A 21,386-nucleotide genomic window follows, 5' to 3' on the forward strand; every position below is an offset into this window, starting at 1 on the left:
GGAGGAGGGCGCGCCTCAACGCGCCTCCCGAATGGCGGCGTTCGCCCGATGCAGCAGCCCGCCGATCACGCTGACCATGCCATGTTCGTCGGGGCTGTTGTCGCTGGAGCGCAGCCCGTCATTGGCCGACCAGCTGAGATCGCGGGACGGCAGCTGCGTCGTGGGCGCTCGTTCCAGCCCGAAGAAGCCATTGCTGCCCGCCACCGGATCTCCATCCACCACATAGGCCCGGACATGCTGGTCCAGCCCTTCGCGATCGATAGTATAGCGTTCGAACAGCTTCTCTTGCAAACCCAGCGGATTGAACACCGTCGCGGGCTTGCCGACCTGCGCGCCTTGCAGCGACGCCAGCGCGCCGCCCAGCGAATGACCGCTGAAGGCCACCCGTCCGCCGGTCGCGTCCGCCACCGCATCGGCATTGGCGAGCGCCAGGTCGGCCTGGCGCGTCTTGCTGCCGAAGATCAGCCTGCGATTGGTGGAACCGTCCGGCGATCCCCGCACGATGCCCCAGGGTGCCCAGCCATCGTCGGTGCCGCGATTGACGACCACATAGGTGTCGCTTTCGCTGTCATGATAGATGCGCGAATAGAGGCCGGCGCGATCGTCCCGGGCGGTGAAGCCGGGGAACTGCCGTTCCGCCTGGCGATCGGACAAAGCGGTGAAGCCGCGCGGCAAGAGGCTGGCGATGCTTTGGTCTTCATAGACGTCGATGTTGAGCAGGGCCAGTTCGCCCACCTGCTGCAACTCGGTCCGGGCGCTGCGCTCGGCAGGCGAAAGGGCGCCGTTGCGCAAGCTGGACTGATTGCCCTCCAACTCGCGGCGGAAGGCGACGGCGATCGCGCGCCGCTCCGCGTCCGAAGGCCCGCCGCCGCCCGCCCGCAGCGCCGCGTCCATGGCGTCCGCGCGCGCCATCTCGCCCTGTTCGACCGGGGTCAGACGCGCCTCCAGCGCGCCGCGCACGGCGTGTTCCAGCGCAGGGTCATTCTGGCCGAGATCGCGCAGCGTCTGCGCCACATCCTCGGCGTCGGCGCCGTTGCGGAGAGCCGATGCCAGCCCGTCCGCGATCCGGCCGGCGCCTGCCGGGGGGGCGCCAGTCGGCGCGTCAGTGGGCCTGATGCCGTCAACCGCTGCGAACATGACCGTCTCCCGCGAAGTCCCGGCCCTTTCTAGGCCGGGCGGGCGCGGCCCGAACTAGTCGAAGCAGCTACAGCCCTAGTCGATGCGACTAGGGAACTTCGTTGCGGCTGCGTTCCGGCGGCAACCTTTGGCCCGGCTGGTCCGTTGAACCTGCAACCACCAAGCACAGGAGACGTGACATGGGTGAACTGACCGACAAGGTGAAGGCTGCGGGCAACAAGACCGCTGGCAGCGTCAAGGAAGCGATTGGCCGCAACAATGACGATCCGCAGCTGGAAGCCGAAGGCAAGGCGCAGAAGGCCAAGGGTTCGGCGCAGGACGTCGCAGGATCGGTGAAGGGCGCGCTTGGCGACGATATCTGATCCAGGCCATCAAGGCGAAAAAAGGCCCCGCCCCTTCATGGAGCGGGGCTTTTTCGTGGGCTCGTGCTCATCCGTGGCCGGATAGATAGGCCTTTACGTCCCGCCGCAGTTCGCCCGCGCACAGATAGAGGGCGATTACATTGGGAATGGCCATCAGGAAGAAGCTGCTGTCGACGATGCCGACGACCCGGCCCAGGTCGATCGCGGCCGCCGGGGGCAGGGCGACGACGTAGAGGATCTTGTAGGTCCATTGCGCCCGTGGTCCATTGCCGAACAAATAGCCCCAGGCCTGCAGACCGTAAAAGCCCCAGGCGACCAGCGTCGAATAGGCGAACAGGAACACGACCACCGCCAGCAGCCAGGGAAACCAGGGCGATACCTTGGCGAAGGCCGCGGACGTGATGGCGATGCCCTCCAGCCCGCTGTTCCAGGTGCCGGCCACCACCAGCGCCAGGCCGCCCACCGCGCAGACGATCATCGTGCCGAGCAGCGGCTCCAGCAGCGCGACCAGCCCCTCCGACACGGGATGCTGGGTCCGCGCCAGGCTGTGCGCCATCACCGCCGACCCGACGCCGGCCTCGCTCGCGAAGACCGCGCGCCGCATGCCGGCGACGAAGGCGCCTACAGCGCCGCCCGTGGCCGCGTCGCCCGACCATGCGCCGTTCCAGATCAGCGCCAGCGCGGCCGGAATATCGGCGACGTGCAGGATCAGGATGGCCGCGACGCCGCCCAGATAGACGGCGACCTTCAGGGGCGTCAGCCGCTTCGACACTTCGCCGAGCCAGGCCGCGCCGCCCAGCGTCACCAGCGCCACGGCGCTGGCGATGAAGACGCCATAGGCCCAGCCATTGGTCATGCCGGTGACGACCTTCACCTGCGCGAAGCTCTGGTTGACCTGAACCATCGGGATCGCACCGAACAGCGCGAAAAAGGCGTAGGCGCCGCCCAGCGCCAGCCCCAGCCGGGGCCAGCCCCGCGCCGCGCCCACGGCCCTCAGCACATACATCGGGCCGCCATGGACATGGCCGCGATCGTCGAATACGCGATATTTGAGGCCCAGCGTCACTTCGGCCATCTTCACCGTCATGGCGAACCAGCCGATGATGAACATCCACAGGATCGCGCCCGGGCCGCCCATGGTCAGCGCCACCGCGACGCCGGCAATGTTGCCAAGGCCGATCGTGCCCGACAGGGCGGTCGAGAGCGCGGCCCACTGGCTGACATCCCCCTTCGCCTCGCCTTCATGCGGCTGGGTCCGCAGGATGCGGATGGCGCGCCCGACCTGCGTCACATTGGGAAAGCCCAGCCACAGGGTGAAGAACAGCATCGGCAGCGCCAGGTAGAGCACGATCAGTTCGATCTGCGCGCCAAAGAGCGGCACCTTGAAAAAGACGGCGTCGGACAGGCCGTCGACGAAGGCGTTGAAATTTTCCATCGCGCCCGGATGCCGCCGGATGGGTGGATTGTCGATCAAAGATTGCTATGGGCCGGTAAGGATAGACTCTGGAGCGCAAGGCTCTTCCGGCCCCAAGCGGCGAGGGACATGTGAGCAGGCAATATTTCGGCACCGACGGCATTCGCGGACGCACCAACCAATGGCCGATGACGCCGGACCTGGCGATGAAGGTCGGCATGGCCGCCGGCACGCATTTCCAGCGCGGCAGCCATCGCCACCGCGTGGTGATCGGCAAGGATACGCGGCTGTCGGGCTATATGGTGGAAAATGCGCTGGTTGCGGGCTTCACCGCCGTCGGCATGGATGTGGTGCAGTTCGGGCCGATCCCGACGCCGGCCGTCGCGCTGCTCGCCCATTCGATGCGCGCGGACTTGGGCGTCATGATCTCGGCCAGCCACAATCCCTATTTCGACAATGGCATCAAGCTGTTCGGCCCGGACGGCTACAAGCTGTCGGATGAGGATGAGCTGAAGATAGAAGCGTTGCTGGGCCAGAGCATCGAACTTGCCCCGTCCAAGGATATCGGCCGGGCCCGTCGGGTGGAGGATGCGCGCGGACGCTACATCCACGCGGTCAAGTCGAGCTTTCCGGCCGACCTGCGCCTCGACGGGCTGAAGATCGTGGTCGATTGCGCCAATGGTGCCGCCTATCAGGTTGCGCCGTCCGCTTTCTGGGAGCTGGGCGCGACCGTGGTGGCGATCGGCGTCACGCCCAATGGCACGAACATCAATGATGGCTGCGGATCGACCTCTCCCATGCTGCTGCAGGAAACGGTGGTGTCGTCGGGCGCCGACATCGGCATCGCGCTGGATGGTGATGCCGACCGGCTGATCGTCGTCGATGAAAAGGGCAGGCTGATCGATGGCGACCAGATCATGGCGCTGATCGCCGCCAATTTCATGGCGGCCGGCACGCTGCGCGGCGGTGGGCTGGTGGCGACGGTCATGTCCAACCTTGGCCTCGAGCGGTTCCTGGCGGACAAGGGCATCGGCCTGGAGCGCACCAAGGTGGGCGACCGCTATGTGCTGGAACGGATGCGCGAGGGCGGCTTCAATGTCGGCGGCGAGCAATCGGGCCATATGATCCTGTCGGATTATGCGACGACCGGGGACGGCACGGTGGCGGCGCTGCAGGTGCTGGCGGCCCTCGTGCGATCGGGCAAGCCGGCGAGCGAAACGCTGCACCAGTTCGACCCGGTCCCGCAACTGCTCAAGAATGTCCGCTTCGCTGGCGGCAAGCCGCTGGAGCATGCGGATGTGAAGCGCGTGATCGCGCAGGCGGAGGCCGAACTGAACGGCGCGGGCCGCCTGGTCATTCGCCCGTCAGGCACCGAGCCGGTCATCCGCGTGATGGCCGAAGGGGATAGCGAGGATCAGGTCAAGGACGTGGTCGAGCGCATCTGCGCCGCGGTCGAGAAGGCGGCAGCCTGATGTTGCGGATGCACCCCGATTGCGAACGCTGCGGCGCGGACCTGCCGGCGGATGCGCCCGGCGCGTTCATCTGCTCGTTCGAATGCACCTTCTGCGCGCTCTGCGCCGAAGCGCTGGACGACCGGTGCCCCAATTGCGCCGGCGAGTTGATGGACCGCCCGACCCGCGTCGGCCAGGCGCTGGCCGATCATCCCGCCTCGTCCGAGCGTCGTCACACGCCGTGAAGCCCGCGCGCATCCTCATCATCGCCGGGTCCGACAGCGGCGGGGGCGCCGGTATCCAGGCCGACCTCAAGACCGTGACGATGCTGGGCGGCTTCGGCATGACCGCGATCACCGCGATCACCGCGCAGAACACGCTGGGCGTCCAGGCCGTGCATCCCATCCCCACCGACATGGTGCTGGCGCAGATCGACAGTTGCATCAGCGACATCGGCGTGGATGCGGTCAAGATCGGCATGATCGGATCGGCCGACACCGCCATCGCCGTTGCCGAGCGATTGGCGGCACTGGACAATGTGCCGATCGTGTTCGATCCGGTCATGGTGGCGACCAGCGGATCCTTGCTGGCGGACGATGCGACGATCGCGGCGTTCGAGAGGCTGATGGCGATCGCCACGCTCGTCACGCCCAACATCCCCGAACTGGCGGCGCTGGGCGGCGAGGCGATTGCGGTCCGCTTTGGCACTCATGTCCTTGCCAAGGGCGGCCATGGCGAAGGGCCGATGCTGACCGACCGCCTCGTCGGTCCGGACGGTCTGCTCAAGGCGTGGAGCAACAGCCGCATCGACACGCCGCACAGCCATGGCACGGGCTGCACCCTGGCGAGCGCCATCGCGACAGGCCTTGGACAGCAGCTCGACCTTGTCCCGTCGATCGAGCGGGCCCGCAAATATGTGCGGGAAGCGCTGGCGCTGGCGCCCGGTTTCGGCAGCGGCCATGGCCCGATGGGCGCTCCGCTTGGCTTTCACGCCCATGCCTGACTTCTCGCACGAGCACCGCCATCATCCCGGTCTGGTCGCCGGCGTGGACGAAGCGGGCAGGGGGCCGCTTGCCGGCCCCGTCGTGGCCGCCGCGGTCATCCTGCGCGTCGACGATTGCCCGGACGGCCTGAACGATTCCAAGCAGCTGAGCGCCAGGAAGCGCGCCGAGCTGGAGGCGCAAGTCAAGGCGCGGGCGCTGTGCTGGGGCATCGGCGTCGCGAGCGTTGCGGAGATTGACGAGATCAACATCCTCTGGGCCACGATGCTGGCCATGACGCGCGCGGTCGAGGCGCTCGAGCATGACTGCGCGCATATATTGGTGGATGGCAATCGTTGCCCCAGCTGGCGCTGGGCGTCGACGGCGGTGGTGGAGGGCGACGCCAAATGCCTGTCCATCGCCGCTGCATCGATCCTGGCCAAGGAAGAGCGCGACCGGATGATGATCGCCGCCGCGGCGGACCACCCGCATTATGGCTGGGAAAGCAACAAGGGCTATGGCAGCGCGCATCATCTGGCGGCGCTGCGCGAACATGGCCCGACGCCCCTGCACCGCCGCAGCTTCGCCCCGGTGGCGCAACTCTCCTTCCTCTGATCGAAACTGTGCCTTGGCGGGACGCGCTTGGCTGAGGATGCGGGATAGGCTGGCGTCTGACCCGGTCATGGTTAATAATGCCTTATGCATCGGCATCGGCTGTTCCTGCTCCTCCCCCTGCTGCTGGCGACGGCGCCCGCCGCCGCGCAAAACACGCAGGACATACCGCTGGCGCCTGGTGACTATCGTTGGATGGACGAGGGCGGCGCGGGCGGGCCGCTCTACATGGTCATCAGCATCGAAAAGCAGCGAGTCCATGTCTATCGCGGCGACCGGCTGATCGGCGTCGCCAGCGTATCGACGGGCATGAAGGGGCACCGCACGCCAACCGGCGAATATCCGATCCTGCAGAAACGGCAGTGGCACCGCTCCAACCTGTACAGCAATGCGCCCATGCCCTTCATGCAGCGGCTGACCTGGGACGGGATTGCGCTGCATGCCGGCCATGATCCGGGCTATCCCGCCAGCCATGGGTGCATTCGCATGCCCTATGCCTTCGCGCGGCAACTTTTCGCGCTGACCCGGATCGGCACGCTGGTGGAAGTGACGCAGGCGCGGCTGAGCGCCGCGCTTCAGCTCGATCCACTCGTGGTGGCCGATCCCGGCAGCACGGTCGTCAGCTTCGAATCCAGCCTGCTGCCCCGCCCGGAGGCTTCCGCTCCGGTTCCGGAGGCGGTGCCGCTGCTGGCAATCGACCCCGCGATTTTCTGGCCACGCCTGCGCCGATAGCCCGGATATTTGCGTCGGCGCGCCTTTGTCCGCACAAGGGGCGACCCGGGCGGAAGGAGCACAGATGCAGGCCAGCGAAATGTCGAGGCGATCGCTGGCGGTGGCGATCCTGTCCACCATCGTCGGATGGTATGATTTCACCCTCTATCTCTATGTCGCGACGTTGCTGTCCCGCATCTTCTTCGGCGGTGGCGCGACGGGTCTGGGGGAGACGCTGGCCGGCTTTGCCCTGGCCTATGCGATGCGTCCCTTTGGCGCGATCGTCTTTGGTCATATCGGGGATCGTCACGGGCGGCGGCTGACGATGCTGCTGTCGATGGGGATGATGACGGCGGCCATGCTCGCCACCGCGCTGCTGCCGACCCAGGCGCAGGTCGGCCCGGTCGCGGGGTGGATGCTGCTGGCGCTGCGGTGCCTGATGGCCTTTTCCGTGGGCGGGGAATATACCGGCGTCGTCGCCTATCTGATGGAGGGCGCGCGAGCCCGGCGCCGCGGCTTCGTGGCGTCGCTGGCATCCGCGGCCAGCGAGATCGGCGCGCTGCTGGCCGCTGGCGTCGCCGCGGCGACGGTGGCGCTGATGGATGACACCAGCCTGGCGGAGTGCGGCTGGCGCATCCCCTTCTTCGTGGGCGCCGGCATGGCGGGGCTGGTGCTGCTGGCCCGGTCGACGATGGAGGAATCGCCCGACTTTCTGCGGCAGCAGGCGCAATCCAGGGTGCCGCGCAATCCGCTGCGGCAGAGCCTGACTCGCCATCGCCTGCCGATCCTGCGCGGCTTTGCGATCTCGGCTCTGGGCTCGATCACTTATTATGTCGGCATCACCTATGTGCCGAGCTTCCTGACCGGGACGGGCGTGATGGCGGAGGGGGCGGCGCTGTGGCTGTCGACGGCGGCGGCGCTGGTCGTGATCCTGGTCACGCCCTTCACTGGCCTGCTTGCCGACCGGATCGGCCGCAGGCCTGTGCTGCTGTCGCTCGGCCTGGGGGGAGCGGCCTTGCCGATGCCGATGTTCCTGCTGATGGCGGGCGGGGGTGGCGGCGCCTTGCTGGGCGCAGTCATGCTCGCTGCGCTGGGCGGCGCGGTGAGCGCGGTGGGCGCGGTCACGACGGCCGAACAATTTCCGGGGGAGGGACGGCTCACCGGCCTGGCGCTCGGCGCGACGACGGCGACTGCCTTGTTTGGTGGGCTGACGCCCTGGCTGGCGCATTGGCTGATCGCCCGAACAGGCTGGACGCTCGCGCCGGGCGCGATGATCGCGATCGTCGCCCTGGCCGTGCTGCCCGTGCTGCTGCGGCTGCCGGAGACGGCCCCGGCGCGCCTATGACCGACGGCTGCTCCAGCGTTGAGGAAACATTGTCTTGGCGACTGTCCGCGAACCTTGCTTGGTTCGCGCGGCGGTTGAAAAACCACTGGCCGCGAATATGATCTCTCAAGAGACCAACCTTGCACGAGCAAGCCTGATATCGAAAAATGGTGGACGCACTAGGGCTCGAACCTAGGACCCGCTGATTAAGAGAAATTGGATTCGGCGTCTCGCGGTGGAACATGGAGTAACCTTGGGGCACATCGTGTCACCTATGAAGTCTATGATTTCCCTTTATTTTCCTACCTTTTCCCGGCAATATCCTGAGCAAGCTGAAATGGGGCATTACTTCCGATTTGCTGCACAGTTTGCTGCACACTTGAGGCTGCTATGGCTACAAAAAAATTCTCTGATCCGTGGCTCCGAGGGCTGAAAGCTGCTGAGCCTGGGTCTCGCGATGAGTGGATGGACGAAATCGAGGCTGGGTTGATCGTTCGCGTCAATCCGAAGCGCCGGGTGTCGTTTCTTCTCATGGCGCGATTTCCAGGAGGTGATGGCACAACGCTGCACGCTAGCCGGCGTGTTCTCGGAGATTATTGCCCGGCTGACGCGAAGGACCGCGTGTATGTCGTCGCTAAGGGCGTCTGTAGACTCACACTAGACGCCGCTCGCCAGAAGGCGCGCGAATGGAAGGCGATAATCGCCGAGGGTAGGGATCCCGGCAAACCTGAGGCTGAGGCTGAACCTGAAGTTGAATCAGACACCATCGCGTCGGTTTTCGCCGAGTATTTTAAGCGCCATGTTATGAAAGAGGGGCAGAAAGACGGTCGCGGCAAGCCACTCGCGCCGCTGCGGTCCGCCAGCGAAATCCAACGGATATTTGACCACTACATCTTCGCCGATCTCGACGGCAATGAGCGGTGGCGCGACCGTTTGATCGCATCCATCGCCCGGCGTGATGTGACTAAACTGCTCGATACGATCCAGGATGCCAGCGGTGCAACACAATCAGACGCGGTGCTCGCTCAGCTTAGCGCGATGTTCAATTGGCACGCCGCGCGTGATGATGATTTCGTATCCCCGATCGTGCGGGGGATGAAACGCACCAAGTCATCCGAGCGGAAGCGCAAACGTATCCTCAGCGACGAGGAAATCCGAATTTTCTGGCGAGCGTGCGAGACCCAAGGCACTTTCGGCGCTTTCTGTCAGTCATTGCTCCTGACGCTCCAGCGGCGTGAGAAATTGAGACTTATGCATCGGGACTTCCTCACGTCTGATGGTTTGTGGGCGATTCCGACCGAAGATCGTGAGAAGGGCAACGCCGAGTATATCAGGCTGCCTCCTATGGTTATGCAGATCGTTCGCAAGCAGCCTACTAGTGCAAGCGCTCCCTTTATCTTCCAAGGACGCTTGAAAGGGCCGATCAATGGCTTCACCAAGGACAAGGCGGCGCTCGATGCCAAGATGGAGGAGATCGCTGGCCATCCGATCCCGCATTGGGTGTTGCACGATTTGCGACGCACTGGAAAAACACTGATGATCCGATCTGGCGTCTCCCCGCACGTCTCCGAGCGGGTGATGGGGCATGTTATACCTGGCGTGGAAGGTGTCTACGATCAGTATGAGTATCTGGCTGAAAAGACGGCCGCCCTTAGAAAGCTGGCAGCGTTGGTGGCGCGGATTCTCAATCCGAAAGACAATATCGTTTCGCTGAAGCCCGGGCTTCGATCCAAATCGCTTACCAAGAAAAAGGCCTCGGGATAGATCGAGAACCCTTTGCCCATTACCTACGGGGATCGAACCGGATTTTGGGGACACTACAGGGGATCGGAGGGGAAATAAACCACTATTTTTCAATAGTCAGCTTGCCCTAGATTACCCTCCATTACCCTAAATGTGCCACGAAATGTGCCACGGAGCACGCCGATCCGTGGCGCTGAAAAGCCAGCTAACGCGTCGCATCTGAAAGTTCAAGCTAATGCGCTGGTTCGACGTCGCACGTCTTGTCAGGCGCTGATGAGCCACCGTGCCAATCTGCGGACGAGATCAGCGAAAATGTCTCGCGATGTTAACCACATCCATAGCGAATATCCCCTCATAACGACACATTGCCGCACGATGGAATTCGTGCATGATGCCCTTGGAACATTCCGTTCCATACAGTGGGGGACAATCAAGAGCGGGACATCGACGCGGTTCGCGCGATGATACTCGCGATGGGACGGAGAGCGATGCCCATGAAACACGATGCTCAAATTGAACCTATGCTGGACGAGCACGGTCGCCCAGCCGTTTTCGCGCCTCTTTGCAGGTCGATCATCAAGGCAAGAGCGACGTCGACAGCAACGTTCGGCTCACTCTGCTCAGATCCTGGAAGTGAGATGCTTCTCGACCTCTACTGGCGCGAAAGTCAGGGCCTGAAGATGATCTGCCCCCCACTGAGTGGCCCAGAGACTATGATAGTCTGGACCACGAAAGGGATGACGAATGCCAAGCAAGAAGCACAAGCCGGAAGAGATTATCGGGAAGCTGCGTGAAGTTGAGATCGTGCTGGCCCAGGGGGCCTCGACGGCGGAGGCGTGTCGCCGGATCGCAGTCAGCGAACAGACTTACTATCGCTGGCGCAAGGAGTATGGCGGCCTAAAGACTGACCAGGCGCGGCGGATGAAGGATCTGGAGAAAGAGAACCAGCGGCTTCGCCGGGCGATCTCGGACCTGACGCTGGACAAGCTGATATTGCAGGAAGCTGCACGGGGAAACTTCTGAGCCCCGCGCGGCGACGGCGCTGCATCGATCATATACGACGGGATCTGCCAGTCCGGCTATCCGAGCGACGGATATGCCGGGTTCTGGGGCAGCATCGATCGACACAGCGTAAAGTGCCGCGTGGGGCGGATGACGAACAGGCGCTGACGGAGGACATCATCGCCTTGGCAAAGCAATATGGTCGTTACGGCTACCGCCGGGTCACGGCGTTGCTGCGCCATGCGGGGTGGACGGTGAACCATAAACGGGTCGAGCGGATATGGCGGCGCGAAGGGCTCAAGGTGCCGCAGCGCCAGCCCAAACGGGGGCGTCTATGGTGTCAATCGGCGTGCAAACGGGACCCCCGATCGGCGCGCAAAAGGGACCCCCTTTCAAGGATGCCACGACGGTCGAGGAACGCGCCTTGCGCTGCGCGCGGCGTAGGGAGGGCGGAGCCCGACAGGAGGCGCGCGCAGCGCAAAGCATCTTAATCCCGGCGTGCGGCGGGGGATCAGTTTCGGTTCTTGAAGCGCCAGCTGTCATTGCCGGTCTCGATGATGTCGCAATGGTGGGTGACGCGATCGAGGAGAGCGGTGGTCATCTTGGGGTCGCCGAACACCGTCGGCCATTCCCCGAACGCCAGGTTGGTCGTGATGATGACGCTGGTTTGCTCGTAAAGTTTGCTGACCAGATGGAACAGCAACTGCCCGCCTGAACGGGCGAAGGGAAGATAGCCAAGCTCATCGAGCACGACGAGGTCGAGGCGAGAGAGCTGGGCGGCAAGCGCGCCGCTTTTTCCGATCCGGGCTTCCTCTTCGAGGCGGGTCACCAGATCCACGGTGTTGAAGTAACGCCCCCGCGCTCCAGCGCGGACGACATTGGCGGTGATGGCGATGGCCAGATGGGTTTTGCCGGTGCCGGTGCCACCGACCAGGACGACATTGCGCCGTGCGGGCAGGAACGCCCCGCCGTGCAGCGAACGGACCAGCCCCTCGTTGATCGGCGTCCCCTCGAAGTGGAAGGCATCAATGTCCTTCACCACCGGTAGCTTGGCGGCCGCCATCCGGTATCGGATCGAGGCGGCGTGGCGGTGCGTTGCCTCCGCACGCAGCAGATCGGTCAGTATCTCCATCGTCGTGCGCTGGCGCTGAAGCCCTGTGGTGACGGCCTCATCGAACGCGCCGGCCATCCCCTTGAGTCCGAGCCCGCGCATCGCGTCGATCATGTCATGCCGCTGCATGGAAGTTCCTCAGTTGGTCGTAACGGGAACAGTCGGCGATCGGCGGATGCCGCAGGGCATTGTCCTCCGACGTGACGATCGTCAGCGGTCGCGGCGGTTCGCGGCGCCGTGCCAGGATATTGAGGATCAAGTCGTCGCTCGCCGTGCCGGTTGCCAGTGCCTCCCGCACGGCGGCTTCGACGAGTTCCAGGCCATCGGTCAGCACGGCCGCCAGCACGCGCACGAACCGCCGATCGGCATCATCGCCGTTGCCCAGCTTGCGTCGCAACCGGGCGAGCGCCGGCGGCAGTTCCCAGTCCTGGAAGGGTGCGCCGTTGCGTAAAGCGCCGGGCTTGCGGGCCAGCACCGGCAGATAGTGCCAGGGATCATAGATGGTGCGGTTCCGCCCGAAGAAGCGGGGATGCTCAGCGACGACCTCATCGCCGCATCGCACGACAATGCGGTCGGCATAGGCCCGAACCTGCACCGTGCGCCGCGCCACCGTCGAGAGGACCGAGTAACGGTTGCGATCGTAGCTGATCAGGCAGGTGCCCGACACGCCGTGCTCGCTCTCGTTGAAGCCGTCGAACGGCCCCAGCATCGACTGTAATGCAGGACGTTCCATCTCCAGCATCTGCGCCACGGTCTGGTCGCCCTGCTCAGGATGGGCCTGCCGTTCGGCCCAGCGTCGGCACTCAGCTTCCAGCCAGCCATTGAGCTCCTCGAGGCTGGCGAACCGCAGACGGGGCTGGAAGAAGCGTCCCCGGATCGTCTGCACCTGGTTCTCGACCTGACCCTTCTCCCATCCCGCCGCCGGCGAGCAGGCCGTGGGCTCGACCATATAATGGTCGGCCATGATCAGGAACCGCCGGTTGAACACCCGGTCCTTGCCGGTGAACACGCTCGTCACCGCCGTCTTCATATTATCGTAGATGCCGCGCCGGGGCACGCCGCCGAAGAAGGCAAAGCCGCGCGCATGCGCGTCGAACAGCATCTCCTGGGTCTCGCGTGGATAGGCCCGGACATACACAGCCCGCGATGCGCACAGCCTCATGTGCGCGACCTTTACCCGCATCGGCTTGCCGGCGATCTCGACATCCTCGTGGCTCCAATCGAACTGGTAGGCCTCGCCGGGCTGGAACAGCATCGGAATGAAGGCCGTCGTCCCGTCGCCGACATCCCTGCGCCGCTCGATCTTCCACCGCGCCGCATAGCGGCGCACGGCATCGTAAGAGCCCTCGAAACCCTCACGCACCAGAAGGTCGTGGATACGGGTCATCCGAAGCCGGTCACGTCGGCCCCGTACCTCGTTCTCTTCCAGCAGCACATCCAGCCGATCCTGAAACGGACCGATCCGCGGCAGCGGCTGAACCTTGCGTCGATAATCAAATGCGCCTTCCGGCGCCCGGATCGCCTTGCGGATTACCTTCCGCGACACATGCAGATCACGCGCGATCGCCTTGATCGCCTTCCCGCCGGCATACTCACGCCGGATACGAACCACTGTCTCCAAAACCAACATCCCGATCTCGCCGCATGAACTTCCACGCGGCTGTGTAAGCTATCGAAATGAGGGGTCCCTTTTAGACGCCGATCACCCCGCTAACGGGGTCCTTTTTGCACGCCGATCCACAGGCCTGGAGAACCAGCAGACCCGCGCGGCAGCGCTCAACCTCGTCACGGCCGCCATCATTCTTTTCAACTGCCGCTATCTCGGTCGTGCCGTCGATGAACTGCGGCACCGCGGCACACCTGTCGATCCCGCCATGCTGTCCCGATTGTCGCCGCTGGGATGGGACCGCATCAATCTCACCGGCGATTATATCTGGTCCGAGAGCCTCGACCTCGATGCCGATGGCCTCATGCCGCTGCTCATCAAGCCGCTACCGTGAATCTGTGTCCGAATAATGTACAGAGGCCGAAACGGCTGCTGGGCCGACCCCTCGGCGGCGCGGTTCGCTTTGGTACCGCAACTTCCGTGCTCGGCCTCGCTGAGGGGTGGGAGACCGCATGGTCCGCGCATCTTCGGCTGGGCATTCCGGTTTGGGCCGCGTTGGGGTCCGATCGCTTGCCTCTGGTCACAATACCCGAGCGGGTCGAGCATCTTATTCTCCTCCCTGACGATGATCCTCCGGGTCGCCGTTGCGCGCGACGCGCCCGGCAGGCGCACACGCGGCCGGGTCTTGTGATCGAGACCAGGTTTCCCGGCGGCGGCTTCAACGACTGGAACGACCTGCATCGCGCAGAAGGGAGAGAGGGAGGGAGGTGGTTGGAGCAGGTGGCCTGACGGTCGGCTGCGATCCGCACATTCAGGCACGCGCGGCGGGACGCCGAGGCGGCTCTGATCAGCCCGCCAAATTCCACAAGGAGACGAGCCTTGACCTCGCCACAACAGAGCTATCCCGCCACACTGTCGCTATCCAGAATCGTGAAGGGCGACAATCCCCGCCGCTACTTCGACCGGAAAAAGCACGAGGAAATGGTCGCCTCGATCCGGCTGCGCGGCATTATTCAGCCCATATTGCTCCGCCCGAGAGCCGACGTCTTCGCCATCGTCTGCGGAGAGCGCCGTTACCGGGCGGGGCTAGAGGTCTACGGCGCCGACGGCGAAGTGCCAGTCATCATCCGCGAGATGACGGACCAGGAAGCCCTCGAAGCCGCGATCGCCGAGAACGACGATCGTGACGATCCTTCCGAGACCGAGCAGGCGGATGCCGCTGTCCGCTACCTTGCCGCGTGCCAGGGCGACCGGGCCGAGGCCATACGGCGGCTCGGATGGTCGCGCGATAAGTTCGATCGCCGCCTTGCGCTCGCCAATCTCTCCGAGGTGGTCAAAACCGCGCTCGACGAACGCCGGATCAAGCTCGGCCATGCTGAACTGCTCGCTGCGGTTCCCGGCGACAAGCAGGACAAGGCCCTCGATACGATCCTGAAAGCCGCTCTCGATGTGAACAAGACGCGCGAACTGCTTATGCGCGTCACGCAGCATCTCGGCGGCGCGCGCTTCGACAAAAGTGAATGCACGAGCTGCCCGTTCAACTCGGCCACGCAGCGCGCGCTTTTCGAAACTCATGTCGACGACGGCTATTGCACCAACGCGGCGTGCTTCGAACTCAAGACCGAAGCCGCCGAGGTGATCCGTTTCGAACAGGAAGAACGCGCCGCGAAGGCCGCACGGGCCGCGGCTCCACCCCCCGTCGAGACGGACGACGGTGACGATCATAGTGATGGGATCGAGGACACCACGTCATCGCCCGACACTCAGCCGCGTTCCGACGCTACCACCTTGAACTTGGATGGCGCCGGTACGCGCGCCGCGACGCCCGCCGCCCCGGTCAAGCCCGCAACCAACGCCAGTGCGGCGGACAAGCCAGCTGTCTGGACTTGTAACGGTTTTGCGCCGGTCACCTATCTCACTATGCCACCTTGGCCTCGAATGCGAGGGGGCTGATGCCGCCCAGATATGAATGGCGCCTACGTGGGTTGTAGAAGCCGTTGATGTACTGGAAGATGGCGGTCTCGGCCTGACGCCTGGTTGGCCAGGTTTGGCGCCAGAGCACCTCGGCCTTCAGGCTTTTGAAGAAGGTTTCGACAGCCGCATTGTCGTAGCAATTACCTTTGCCCGACATCGAGGGCCGTAAACCGTGGGCCAGCAGTTTTTTCTGGAAGTCGTAAGAGCAATATTGGCTGCCGCGATCAGAATGGAAAATGCAGTCCTTGGGCGGTTGACGCAGGTTTATGGCCATTTCCAGCGCCCTGATTGCCAGGTCTTTCTTCATCCGGTCGCTGACTGCCCAACCAACGACACGCCGACTGAACAGATCAATGACGACAGCCAGATAAAGCCAGCCCTCGGTGGTCCATATATAGCTGATATCGCCTGCCCATTTCTGGTTCGGCGCAGCGGCCAGGAAATCCCCGTCCAGCAAATTGGGGGCAACGCCAAGGTGGTGTTGGCTATCGGTGGTAACCTTGTGGCGACGGGTGCGAATGGGCCGTATCCCATTGATCTTCATGAGCCGTCCCACACGACGCTCGCCCACATCGAGACCCGCCTCTTTGAGCTCCATCGTCATCCGGGGCCGACCATAAGTACCGCGGCTCAGGGTGTATTGCTCGCGGATGTGCGCCAGCACCTTCAGATCTGTGCGATCGCGCTGGCAGGTCGGGCGTGACGCCCATGCCCGATAGCCACGCGTAGACACCTGCAAGACCCGGCATAGGCCTTCAACCGGCCAGCGATCGCGGTGCTCATGAACGAACGCAAACCTCACGATTTTTGGCTCGCGAAGAACTGCGTTGCTTTTTTTAGAATGTCCCTCTCCTCCTTGAGGATACGGTTTTCCAGGCGCAGGCGCTCATTCTCACGGGCCAGATCGGCCTGTGGCTCCGCCACCAAATCTGTCGGGCGATAGTGAGCAATCCATTTGCCAAGCGTCGACTTGCCGACCCCCAAATCCGCGGCAACCCGCTCCCGTGACAGCCCGCTGGTCAGCGCGATCCGAACCGCCTCTCGCTTAAAATCTTCACTATGCTTCATCATCTCGTCGGTCTCCTGTTGCGAGCATAAAACGCTCAGGTGACCGGCACAAATCCGTTACAAGTCCAGTCACCGCCAGGTCGATCGCAGCCCGCACCACCGAGCTTCGCGAGGCGATGTGGCGAACCGCGCTTGCCCGGGCGCTCGCCGGCAATGCCGAGCAGGCTCGCACGACCATCCTTGTCGCGGCGATGTCGGGCACGCTCTCGCAGATCAAGTCCAATACGCTGACGTCGCGCGCCGGCCTGCTGGTCGGCCCCGAGTTTCCGGAGCTCGACTACAGCGCCCAGATCACCGCGATCCGCGCGCTGCCCGACGCCCGCGCGGCGAATGTGCTGTCCGTCATCGGCGCCGCCTACGCCAAGGATGTGGTCAGTTTCGGCCATGTCGCCGATCTCGCCAGGATGTTCGAGGTCGACCTTCGGCCAAGCTGGCAGGTCGATCAGTCGTTTCTCGAGCGATACACGAAGGGCGAGCTCAAATTCATCGCCCAGGAATGCGGCCTTGTCGCACATGTAGGCGAGAAGCGGTTCGCGAAGATGCTCGCCTCAAAGAAGCCCGAGCTGATTACCGGCATGCTCAATCGGATCGGCTTCGATTGGGCCGGGCGCCTGCCGAGCGCCATTACCCTCGACGGCACTTATGGTGCGCCCCCGGACCGCGGTGCCCACCAGGCCGAAGCGCCGATCGCGGAACTCGCTGCCTGACCGGCTTCCCCACACTCCCAGACAAAGGATACCGACATGCTTGTTACAAGCCTGCTCCCGCTGCTCGTCCGCTATTCGCTCGGTCTCGACATGGTCGCCGGACCCGACGAGACCGTCACCCTGACGATCATTCCGCGTAAGGCGGGCCCAAAGTCTGCCGCGCTCGACGGCAGCGAGACCCGGCCAATCTCGATCACGGCCAGCGCCGAGGAGATCGATGCCGAATTGGCGCGCGGCGCGAACGGCGCGCTCGGCCAGCTCATCGCCACGCGCAGGACGCTCGCGGACCAGATTGCCGAGCAGCGGCAGGCGGACGAAGACGCCAGGGCCGCCGCGGCGGAAGCTGCGAAGGCAAAGGCCGCCAAGGCTGCGGCGACCAAGCCGCCCGCTCCGACCAGCCCTCCGAAGATCGAGACGCCGACCAGTCCCCCGGCTGACGCCAAGGCAGATGAACCCGCCACCCTGTTCTGAGCCGATCCGCTCGACCCGTTCCCTCATCACCAACCCGGAGATCTCATATGCAGGTTAATCAACTCACGCGCGCCTATCGCTACGACGGTATCGACCTTCCGGTGCCGCCGCATCTCGCGGGTGACCCGGATGCCCTGCGCGCCTATCACGCCACCCTCTACCCGGCGATAACAAACGCCGAGATGATCGACGTCGGCGTTTCGGGCACGGCGCACGTGACCGAATATCGCCGCGCGGTCGGCACCAAGGGCTGACCCATGCCGCACGCTAAACGCGCGGCTATCCCGGCCGCACCCCGCAAAAGCCTCATCGAATGGATCGAGAACGATGGCAACTCGGCTGATATCTCCCAACCTGCCTGCAGCAGTCAGGCCAAGGCGCTCCATGCGCGGATCCTCTCCGACCCCTATGACGGGAACCGCGAAACCCCGGAACCGCTTGCATGCCCGGCCGGCTTGCCCCTCCCGCCGCTCGGCTGACCTCGCGGGGCGCGCCGTCGCGATCTCGGCGGATGTCCCCGCGATATTCGATGCGCCGCTGCCGCCGCATCACAAGCTGATCGGCCGCTGGGTCGCCGCGCGGGAAGCGTCGTCGGGATTATACACGCGCGCCGCGGCCCGTCAGCATATCGAAGGCATTTTCAACGCCGCCGTGCTCGAGATCCTCGATCCCATCGAAATCGCCGACTTCAGGGTCGCCGTCATTCTCAAGGAGGGGGACGGCACGCCGGCGATTGCCGTGATCTGCCAGAACTTGGGCCAGATCGAACTGGGATGGATCGAAACCGGCGATGCGCCCATTCCCTGGCGCGCCGCCGCATACAGGGCGCTCGAGCAGTGCCTCGGCCGCGTCCTTCCGATCTTCAGCTACGAGGATCTCTTCAACGAGATATCTATCTACTATTGGGATGGCGAGACCGACGACGAACGCGCGCGGCAAAGCCTGATAGCCTATCACGGCGCGGACGCGGACGAGCTCGACGAACTTACGCTGCCGTCCGAAATGAACGCGCGTCGGCCCGAATGGATGATCAAGGAAAACGCGGCGCCTTCAGCGCGGCTCCCATCAGGCCTGCGGCAGAAACTCAAGAGATTTCACGCCGCGCACAAAGCTGTCGGCTCTCTCCGGCCCGAACGCAACGCATGGGACTTCGATCTCGAGGTCGCCTACGACTATATCCCCGGCATCGAGGAATGCTCGTCCCTTCCGCCGCTCACGCTCGTTCCCTTCGATCACTTCGCGCGCGAACTCGATGATGTCGCCCGCAACGGCATGGAGATGGGCTTCATGGAGGTCGCCGGGCTGTGCCCGCTGCGGGATGCACACCACATCGACGACTGGTTCGCGTCCGTACGGCTCGGCGCGGAATTCCTGCTCGCAGCACAAGAGCTGATCCAGGTCGATCCAGCCAAACTCTGAGGTGTCCAATGTCCGAACATTCTACCCAGTTCGAAGCCGCTGGCGGCGGCCTGGTCCTGAGGGGCGCGATCCTGCTCTACCGCAGCGAAGGGCCGCGCAATTTCAGCTCCTATGGTGCCCACCGCGGGGATGCGGGGGCGTTCGCCAGCATGCACGCGGTCGAGCATGACGACGAGGGCCGGCCGACGATAGCCGCGGGCGTTCCGCTCTCTCGCGCGCATCTGCGGCAATGGACCGAAGCCCTCGGGCGGACAGTCCGACCCGAACTCCTGCCCGAAAACATACTGGTCGCTCACCCCGACATGCTTGTCTGGTGGGTTCCCGAACAGGTGCGCCCCGCCTATTTCAACCTGTCGACGCGTTTGGCGGGGCTTCAGGTCCTGACGGAACGAACGGTCGTGCCGGTGCCCTATCCCGCACATCTGTTCATCGCCACCGGGTCGCGCCTCGGTGTCTACGCGCTGCCCGTGAACGAGCGTCCGACCGCCGACACGCGCGTGCTGCACTCACCGATCCTCAACGTCTTCGTCAATGGATCGCTTTGCTGGGGCAATATCCCGACACCGCGCGCGCTCGCCATTTCGTCCATCCCGGAGTTCGAGCGGGCGGTGTTCGACAGTTGGTCGACGCACCCAAATCCGGGACAGGAGTTCACCATCAGCGGCAAGGGCGGCCTCGTCCGGCTCTGGGACGGTCTTGCCGCCCGCCGTGCGAAGCGCTTTCCGATCAAGCGCCTCAAGCCGTTTGGCGCCGGCGCCCGGCAGGGACGGCGCTCATCGACCGAACCAGTAACCGTTGGCAGAATCATCGGAGGCGCGAAATGACCGCCTTGCTCGCCGACGATCCCACGGCTGCCGCGCTCCTTGCCGATGTGCCCTGCTATCCGGTCCCGCTGCATGGCGGATCGCCGGCGCTCGACGCACTACGCGCCGCTCGGGTCGGGCGCGGCCTCGCTGTCGGGACGGATGGCGTCCTCCTGATCCTGCGCCGTCCATGGCTCGCGCTCGACATTCCGGTCACACGGCCGATTGCGGCGCACCTGCCTTATGGTAGCGTCGGCGGCCCAAAGGCAGACCTGCGCTGCGGGTTCATCCCCGCGGGATTCCTCACATCAGTCCTCGAGTCGCTGCGCGCGGCCCTACCGAATGAAAGCGCGGCTTTTATTCTCTGGAACGAGGCCTCGCGCGAGTTCGCCCTGGACTTTCCCGTCATCGACGAGGCCACGCCCTCGCGCCTTGTCTATCGCACGCCGGTCCTGCCGCCCGATTGGCACATGATCTGCGACATCCATAGCCATGGCACCGGGCCGGCCTTCTTCAGCGCCACCGACGATGCCGACGACGCGCACGCGACGAAGATATCGCTCGTGTTCGGCCGGTTGGACCAGCTCGACGGTCCCACAAGAGCGTCGCGCCTCTGCGCCGGCGGCATGTTCCTGCCGCTGCCGCGCAGCCCATTTGCAGGAGACCATCATGCCGCCTGACACCAGCGCCCGCCACTATCTTCCAGCCGCATTCGGCGACCGCACGCTCAAGGTTCTGCTCATAGGCTGCGGCGGCAACGGCGCGCAGATGCTTATGGGACTCGCCTCGCTCGACATGGCGCTGCGCGAGATCTCCTCGCGATCGCTGCACGTCACCGTGGTCGACGACGATATCGTCACCGAGGCCAATCTCGGCCGGCAGCCCTTCTTTCGCTGCGATCTCGGCAATTCAAAGGCGCGGACGCTCATCGAGCGCATCAACCTTGCGCATGGCCTCGCCTGGAAGGCGGTTCACGGACGCGCGCCCGGCAAGGTCGGCGTCGACGGCGCCGATATCCTCATCACCTGTGTCGACACGGCCTCGGCCCGCCGTGCGATCGGAGCGGCGCTTGCTGATGAACGGAACGGTCCCGCCTATTGGATGGACCTCGGCAATCGCTCGAGTGACGGACAGTTTCTGGTTGGCTGCCCCGCACGGGCCGGCGCCAAGGTTCGCGCACGGCTTCCGACCGTACTCGAATATTTCCCCGAACTCGCCGACGACAGCGTGCCTGACGACAACGCCCCGTCCTGTTCTGTTGCCGAGGCGCTTGAACGCCAGTCGCTGTTCGTCAACCGCGTCATGGCGAGCCACGCCCTCGCGCTGCTGTTCGACCTGCTCGGCCGGGGCTCGATCGGCCATGCGGGCGGTTTCATCAATCTTGCCAGCGGGCAGGCGGTCCCGATTCCGCTGCCGCGCAACGACTGAAGCCGTATTCGCTCGGACGGCATGTCTTCGACGGCCTGCCGACGGCTCACCATCCGGAAACCG

21 protein-coding genes and 3 pseudogenes are annotated in these 21,386 nt (G+C 64.5%); 19 read left to right on the top strand and 5 right to left on the bottom strand.

Annotated features, from left to right (window positions below):
- Nucleotides 1-15: 15 nt before the first annotated feature.
- Entirely contained in the window at nt 16-1,137 is a 1,122-nt protein-coding gene (locus ACGGKE_RS02270; RefSeq protein ID WP_394439768.1) for a hypothetical protein, read from the bottom strand.
- Nucleotides 1,138-1,316: 179 nt separating this feature from the next.
- Between ACGGKE_RS02270 and ACGGKE_RS02275 the strand changes: the two genes are divergently transcribed.
- Nucleotides 1,317-1,499 (top strand): CsbD family protein, encoded by a 183-nt coding sequence (locus ACGGKE_RS02275; RefSeq protein ID WP_394439770.1) that lies wholly within the window; start codon nt 1,317-1,319, stop codon nt 1,497-1,499.
- Nucleotides 1,500-1,566: 67 nt separating this feature from the next.
- On the opposite strand, the gene ACGGKE_RS02280 is transcribed toward ACGGKE_RS02275, so the two are convergent.
- A complete protein-coding gene (locus ACGGKE_RS02280) occupies nt 1,567-2,934 on the bottom strand; it encodes an alanine/glycine:cation symporter family protein (RefSeq protein WP_394441697.1) in 1,368 nt (455 codons plus the stop codon).
- A gap of 110 nt (nt 2,935-3,044) precedes the next feature.
- On the opposite strand from ACGGKE_RS02280, the gene glmM reads away from it, so the two are divergent.
- From glmM to ACGGKE_RS02320, 8 genes and pseudogenes are all read left to right on the top strand, one after another.
- On the top strand, nt 3,045-4,385 hold the full coding sequence (gene glmM, locus ACGGKE_RS02285) for a phosphoglucosamine mutase (RefSeq protein WP_394439772.1): 1,341 nt from the start codon (nt 3,045-3,047) through the stop codon (nt 4,383-4,385).
- A complete protein-coding gene (locus ACGGKE_RS02290; protein WP_394439777.1) occupies nt 4,385-4,609 on the top strand; it encodes a DUF1272 domain-containing protein in 225 nt (74 codons plus the stop codon). Before glmM ends, ACGGKE_RS02290 begins: the two co-directional genes overlap by 1 nt.
- Complete coding sequence (gene thiD / locus ACGGKE_RS02295; RefSeq protein WP_394439780.1) at nt 4,606-5,367, top strand: bifunctional hydroxymethylpyrimidine kinase/phosphomethylpyrimidine kinase; 762 nt, start codon at nt 4,606-4,608, stop codon at nt 5,365-5,367. The genes ACGGKE_RS02290 and thiD overlap by 4 nt, the downstream gene beginning before the upstream one ends.
- Nucleotides 5,360-5,959 (top strand): ribonuclease HII, encoded by a 600-nt coding sequence (locus ACGGKE_RS02300; protein WP_394439783.1) that lies wholly within the window; start codon nt 5,360-5,362, stop codon nt 5,957-5,959. The genes thiD and ACGGKE_RS02300 overlap by 8 nt, the downstream gene beginning before the upstream one ends.
- An 84-nt stretch (nt 5,960-6,043) precedes the next feature.
- Nucleotides 6,044-6,688: a L,D-transpeptidase family protein gene (locus ACGGKE_RS02305; protein WP_394439786.1), complete on the top strand. Its 645-nt coding sequence runs from the start codon at nt 6,044-6,046 to the stop codon at nt 6,686-6,688.
- A gap of 64 nt (nt 6,689-6,752) precedes the next feature.
- On the top strand, nt 6,753-8,012 hold the full coding sequence (locus ACGGKE_RS02310) for an MFS transporter (protein ID WP_394439789.1): 1,260 nt from the start codon (nt 6,753-6,755) through the stop codon (nt 8,010-8,012).
- Nucleotides 8,013-8,381: 369 nt separating this feature from the next.
- Nucleotides 8,382-9,755: an integrase arm-type DNA-binding domain-containing protein gene (locus ACGGKE_RS02315; RefSeq protein ID WP_394439792.1), complete on the top strand. Its 1,374-nt coding sequence runs from the start codon at nt 8,382-8,384 to the stop codon at nt 9,753-9,755.
- A 723-nt stretch (nt 9,756-10,478) separates the two neighbouring features.
- A pseudogene (locus tag ACGGKE_RS02320) lies at nt 10,479-11,074 on the top strand (IS3 family transposase); the annotation flags it as partial.
- A gap of 173 nt (nt 11,075-11,247) precedes the next feature.
- Here the strand turns inward: ACGGKE_RS02320 and istB are convergent.
- The gene (istB, locus tag ACGGKE_RS02325; RefSeq protein ID WP_037482228.1) at nt 11,248-11,976 is read right to left on the bottom strand and encodes an IS21-like element helper ATPase IstB; all 729 of its coding nucleotides are present in this window, start codon (nt 11,974-11,976) and stop codon (nt 11,248-11,250) included.
- Complete coding sequence (gene istA / locus ACGGKE_RS02330; RefSeq protein ID WP_394436753.1) at nt 11,963-13,477, bottom strand: IS21 family transposase; 1,515 nt, start codon at nt 13,475-13,477, stop codon at nt 11,963-11,965. Before istA ends, istB begins: the two co-directional genes overlap by 14 nt.
- Before the next feature lie 103 nt (nt 13,478-13,580).
- Between istA and ACGGKE_RS02335 the strand changes: the two are divergent.
- The 3 genes and pseudogenes from ACGGKE_RS02335 to ACGGKE_RS02345 all read left to right on the top strand — a co-directional run.
- Nucleotides 13,581-13,847 (top strand): annotated as a pseudogene (locus ACGGKE_RS02335) (Tn3 family transposase); the annotation flags it as partial.
- Nucleotides 13,748-14,242 carry a toprim domain-containing protein gene (locus ACGGKE_RS02340; RefSeq protein ID WP_394439795.1) on the top strand — a complete coding sequence of 165 codons (495 nt, stop codon included), beginning with the start codon at nt 13,748-13,750 and terminating at the stop codon, nt 14,240-14,242. The pseudogene ACGGKE_RS02335 and the gene ACGGKE_RS02340, both read left to right, overlap by 100 nt.
- Before the next feature lie 90 nt (nt 14,243-14,332).
- Nucleotides 14,333-15,148, top strand: a pseudogene (locus tag ACGGKE_RS02345) (PRTRC system ParB family protein); the annotation flags it as partial.
- A 223-nt stretch (nt 15,149-15,371) separates the two neighbouring features.
- On the opposite strand, the gene ACGGKE_RS02350 reads toward ACGGKE_RS02345, so the two are convergent.
- Nucleotides 15,372-16,498, bottom strand: a protein-coding gene (locus tag ACGGKE_RS02350) for an IS3 family transposase (protein ID WP_394439797.1) whose coding sequence is annotated in 2 segments (ribosomal slippage) — nt 15,372-16,267 and nt 16,267-16,498 — 1,128 coding nt in all. Because the reading frame shifts where the segments join, the coding sequence is not laid out codon by codon here.
- Nucleotides 16,499-16,686: 188 nt separating this feature from the next.
- On the opposite strand from ACGGKE_RS02350, the gene ACGGKE_RS02355 reads away from it, so the two are divergent.
- The 7 genes from ACGGKE_RS02355 to ACGGKE_RS02385 all read left to right on the top strand — a co-directional run bounded on the left by ACGGKE_RS02355 (nt 16,687) and on the right by ACGGKE_RS02385 (nt 21,323).
- Complete coding sequence (locus tag ACGGKE_RS02355; RefSeq protein WP_394439799.1) at nt 16,687-17,202, top strand: hypothetical protein; 516 nt, start codon at nt 16,687-16,689, stop codon at nt 17,200-17,202.
- Between the two features lie 36 nt (nt 17,203-17,238).
- Nucleotides 17,239-17,673, top strand: coding sequence for a PRTRC system protein E (locus tag ACGGKE_RS02360; RefSeq protein ID WP_048575831.1), 435 nt, complete (start codon nt 17,239-17,241; stop codon nt 17,671-17,673).
- A 47-nt stretch (nt 17,674-17,720) separates the two neighbouring features.
- Nucleotides 17,721-17,927, top strand: coding sequence for a PRTRC system protein C (locus ACGGKE_RS02365; protein ID WP_048575830.1), 207 nt, complete (start codon nt 17,721-17,723; stop codon nt 17,925-17,927).
- A 154-nt stretch (nt 17,928-18,081) separates the two neighbouring features.
- Nucleotides 18,082-19,092 carry a hypothetical protein gene (locus tag ACGGKE_RS02370; RefSeq protein WP_231923290.1) on the top strand — a complete coding sequence of 337 codons (1,011 nt, stop codon included), beginning with the start codon at nt 18,082-18,084 and terminating at the stop codon, nt 19,090-19,092.
- Nucleotides 19,093-19,100: 8 nt separating this feature from the next.
- Nucleotides 19,101-19,916, top strand: a complete 816-nt coding sequence (locus tag ACGGKE_RS02375; protein ID WP_048575828.1) for a PRTRC system protein B — start codon at nt 19,101-19,103, stop codon at nt 19,914-19,916.
- Nucleotides 19,913-20,575, top strand: a complete 663-nt coding sequence (locus ACGGKE_RS02380) for a PRTRC system protein A (protein ID WP_048575827.1) — start codon at nt 19,913-19,915, stop codon at nt 20,573-20,575. The genes ACGGKE_RS02375 and ACGGKE_RS02380 overlap by 4 nt, the downstream gene beginning before the upstream one ends.
- Nucleotides 20,565-21,323 carry a PRTRC system ThiF family protein gene (locus tag ACGGKE_RS02385; RefSeq protein ID WP_048575826.1) on the top strand — a complete coding sequence of 253 codons (759 nt, stop codon included), beginning with the start codon at nt 20,565-20,567 and terminating at the stop codon, nt 21,321-21,323. The genes ACGGKE_RS02380 and ACGGKE_RS02385 overlap by 11 nt, the downstream gene beginning before the upstream one ends.
- Nucleotides 21,324-21,386 lie beyond the last annotated feature (63 nt).

The organism is Sphingobium naphthae (assembly GCF_043589935.1).
Classification (GTDB): Bacteria; Pseudomonadota; Alphaproteobacteria; order Sphingomonadales; family Sphingomonadaceae; genus Sphingobium; species Sphingobium naphthae_A.

Coding starts and splice junctions, on each gene's coding strand:
- ACGGKE_RS02270 (WP_394439768.1), bottom strand. CDS start 1,137: ATGTTCGCAGCGGTTGACGGCATCAGGCCCACTGACGCGCCGACTGGC.
- ACGGKE_RS02275 (WP_394439770.1), top strand. CDS start 1,317: ATGGGTGAACTGACCGACAAGGTGAAGGCTGCGGGCAACAAGACCGCT.
- ACGGKE_RS02280 (WP_394441697.1), bottom strand. CDS start 2,934: ATGGAAAATTTCAACGCCTTCGTCGACGGCCTGTCCGACGCCGTCTTT.
- ACGGKE_RS02290 (WP_394439777.1), top strand. CDS start 4,385: ATGTTGCGGATGCACCCCGATTGCGAACGCTGCGGCGCGGACCTGCCG.
- ACGGKE_RS02300 (WP_394439783.1), top strand. CDS start 5,360: ATGCCTGACTTCTCGCACGAGCACCGCCATCATCCCGGTCTGGTCGCC.
- ACGGKE_RS02305 (WP_394439786.1), top strand. CDS start 6,044: ATGCATCGGCATCGGCTGTTCCTGCTCCTCCCCCTGCTGCTGGCGACG.
- ACGGKE_RS02310 (WP_394439789.1), top strand. CDS start 6,753: ATGCAGGCCAGCGAAATGTCGAGGCGATCGCTGGCGGTGGCGATCCTG.
- ACGGKE_RS02315 (WP_394439792.1), top strand. CDS start 8,382: ATGGCTACAAAAAAATTCTCTGATCCGTGGCTCCGAGGGCTGAAAGCT.
- istB (WP_037482228.1), bottom strand. CDS start 11,976: ATGCAGCGGCATGACATGATCGACGCGATGCGCGGGCTCGGACTCAAG.
- istA (WP_394436753.1), bottom strand. CDS start 13,477: ATGTTGGTTTTGGAGACAGTGGTTCGTATCCGGCGTGAGTATGCCGGC.
- ACGGKE_RS02340 (WP_394439795.1), top strand. CDS start 13,748: ATGGGACCGCATCAATCTCACCGGCGATTATATCTGGTCCGAGAGCCT.
- ACGGKE_RS02355 (WP_394439799.1), top strand. CDS start 16,687: ATGTCGGGCACGCTCTCGCAGATCAAGTCCAATACGCTGACGTCGCGC.
- ACGGKE_RS02360 (WP_048575831.1), top strand. CDS start 17,239: ATGCTTGTTACAAGCCTGCTCCCGCTGCTCGTCCGCTATTCGCTCGGT.
- ACGGKE_RS02365 (WP_048575830.1), top strand. CDS start 17,721: ATGCAGGTTAATCAACTCACGCGCGCCTATCGCTACGACGGTATCGAC.
- ACGGKE_RS02370 (WP_231923290.1), top strand. CDS start 18,082: ATGACGGGAACCGCGAAACCCCGGAACCGCTTGCATGCCCGGCCGGCT.
- ACGGKE_RS02375 (WP_048575828.1), top strand. CDS start 19,101: ATGTCCGAACATTCTACCCAGTTCGAAGCCGCTGGCGGCGGCCTGGTC.
- ACGGKE_RS02380 (WP_048575827.1), top strand. CDS start 19,913: ATGACCGCCTTGCTCGCCGACGATCCCACGGCTGCCGCGCTCCTTGCC.
- ACGGKE_RS02385 (WP_048575826.1), top strand. CDS start 20,565: ATGCCGCCTGACACCAGCGCCCGCCACTATCTTCCAGCCGCATTCGGC.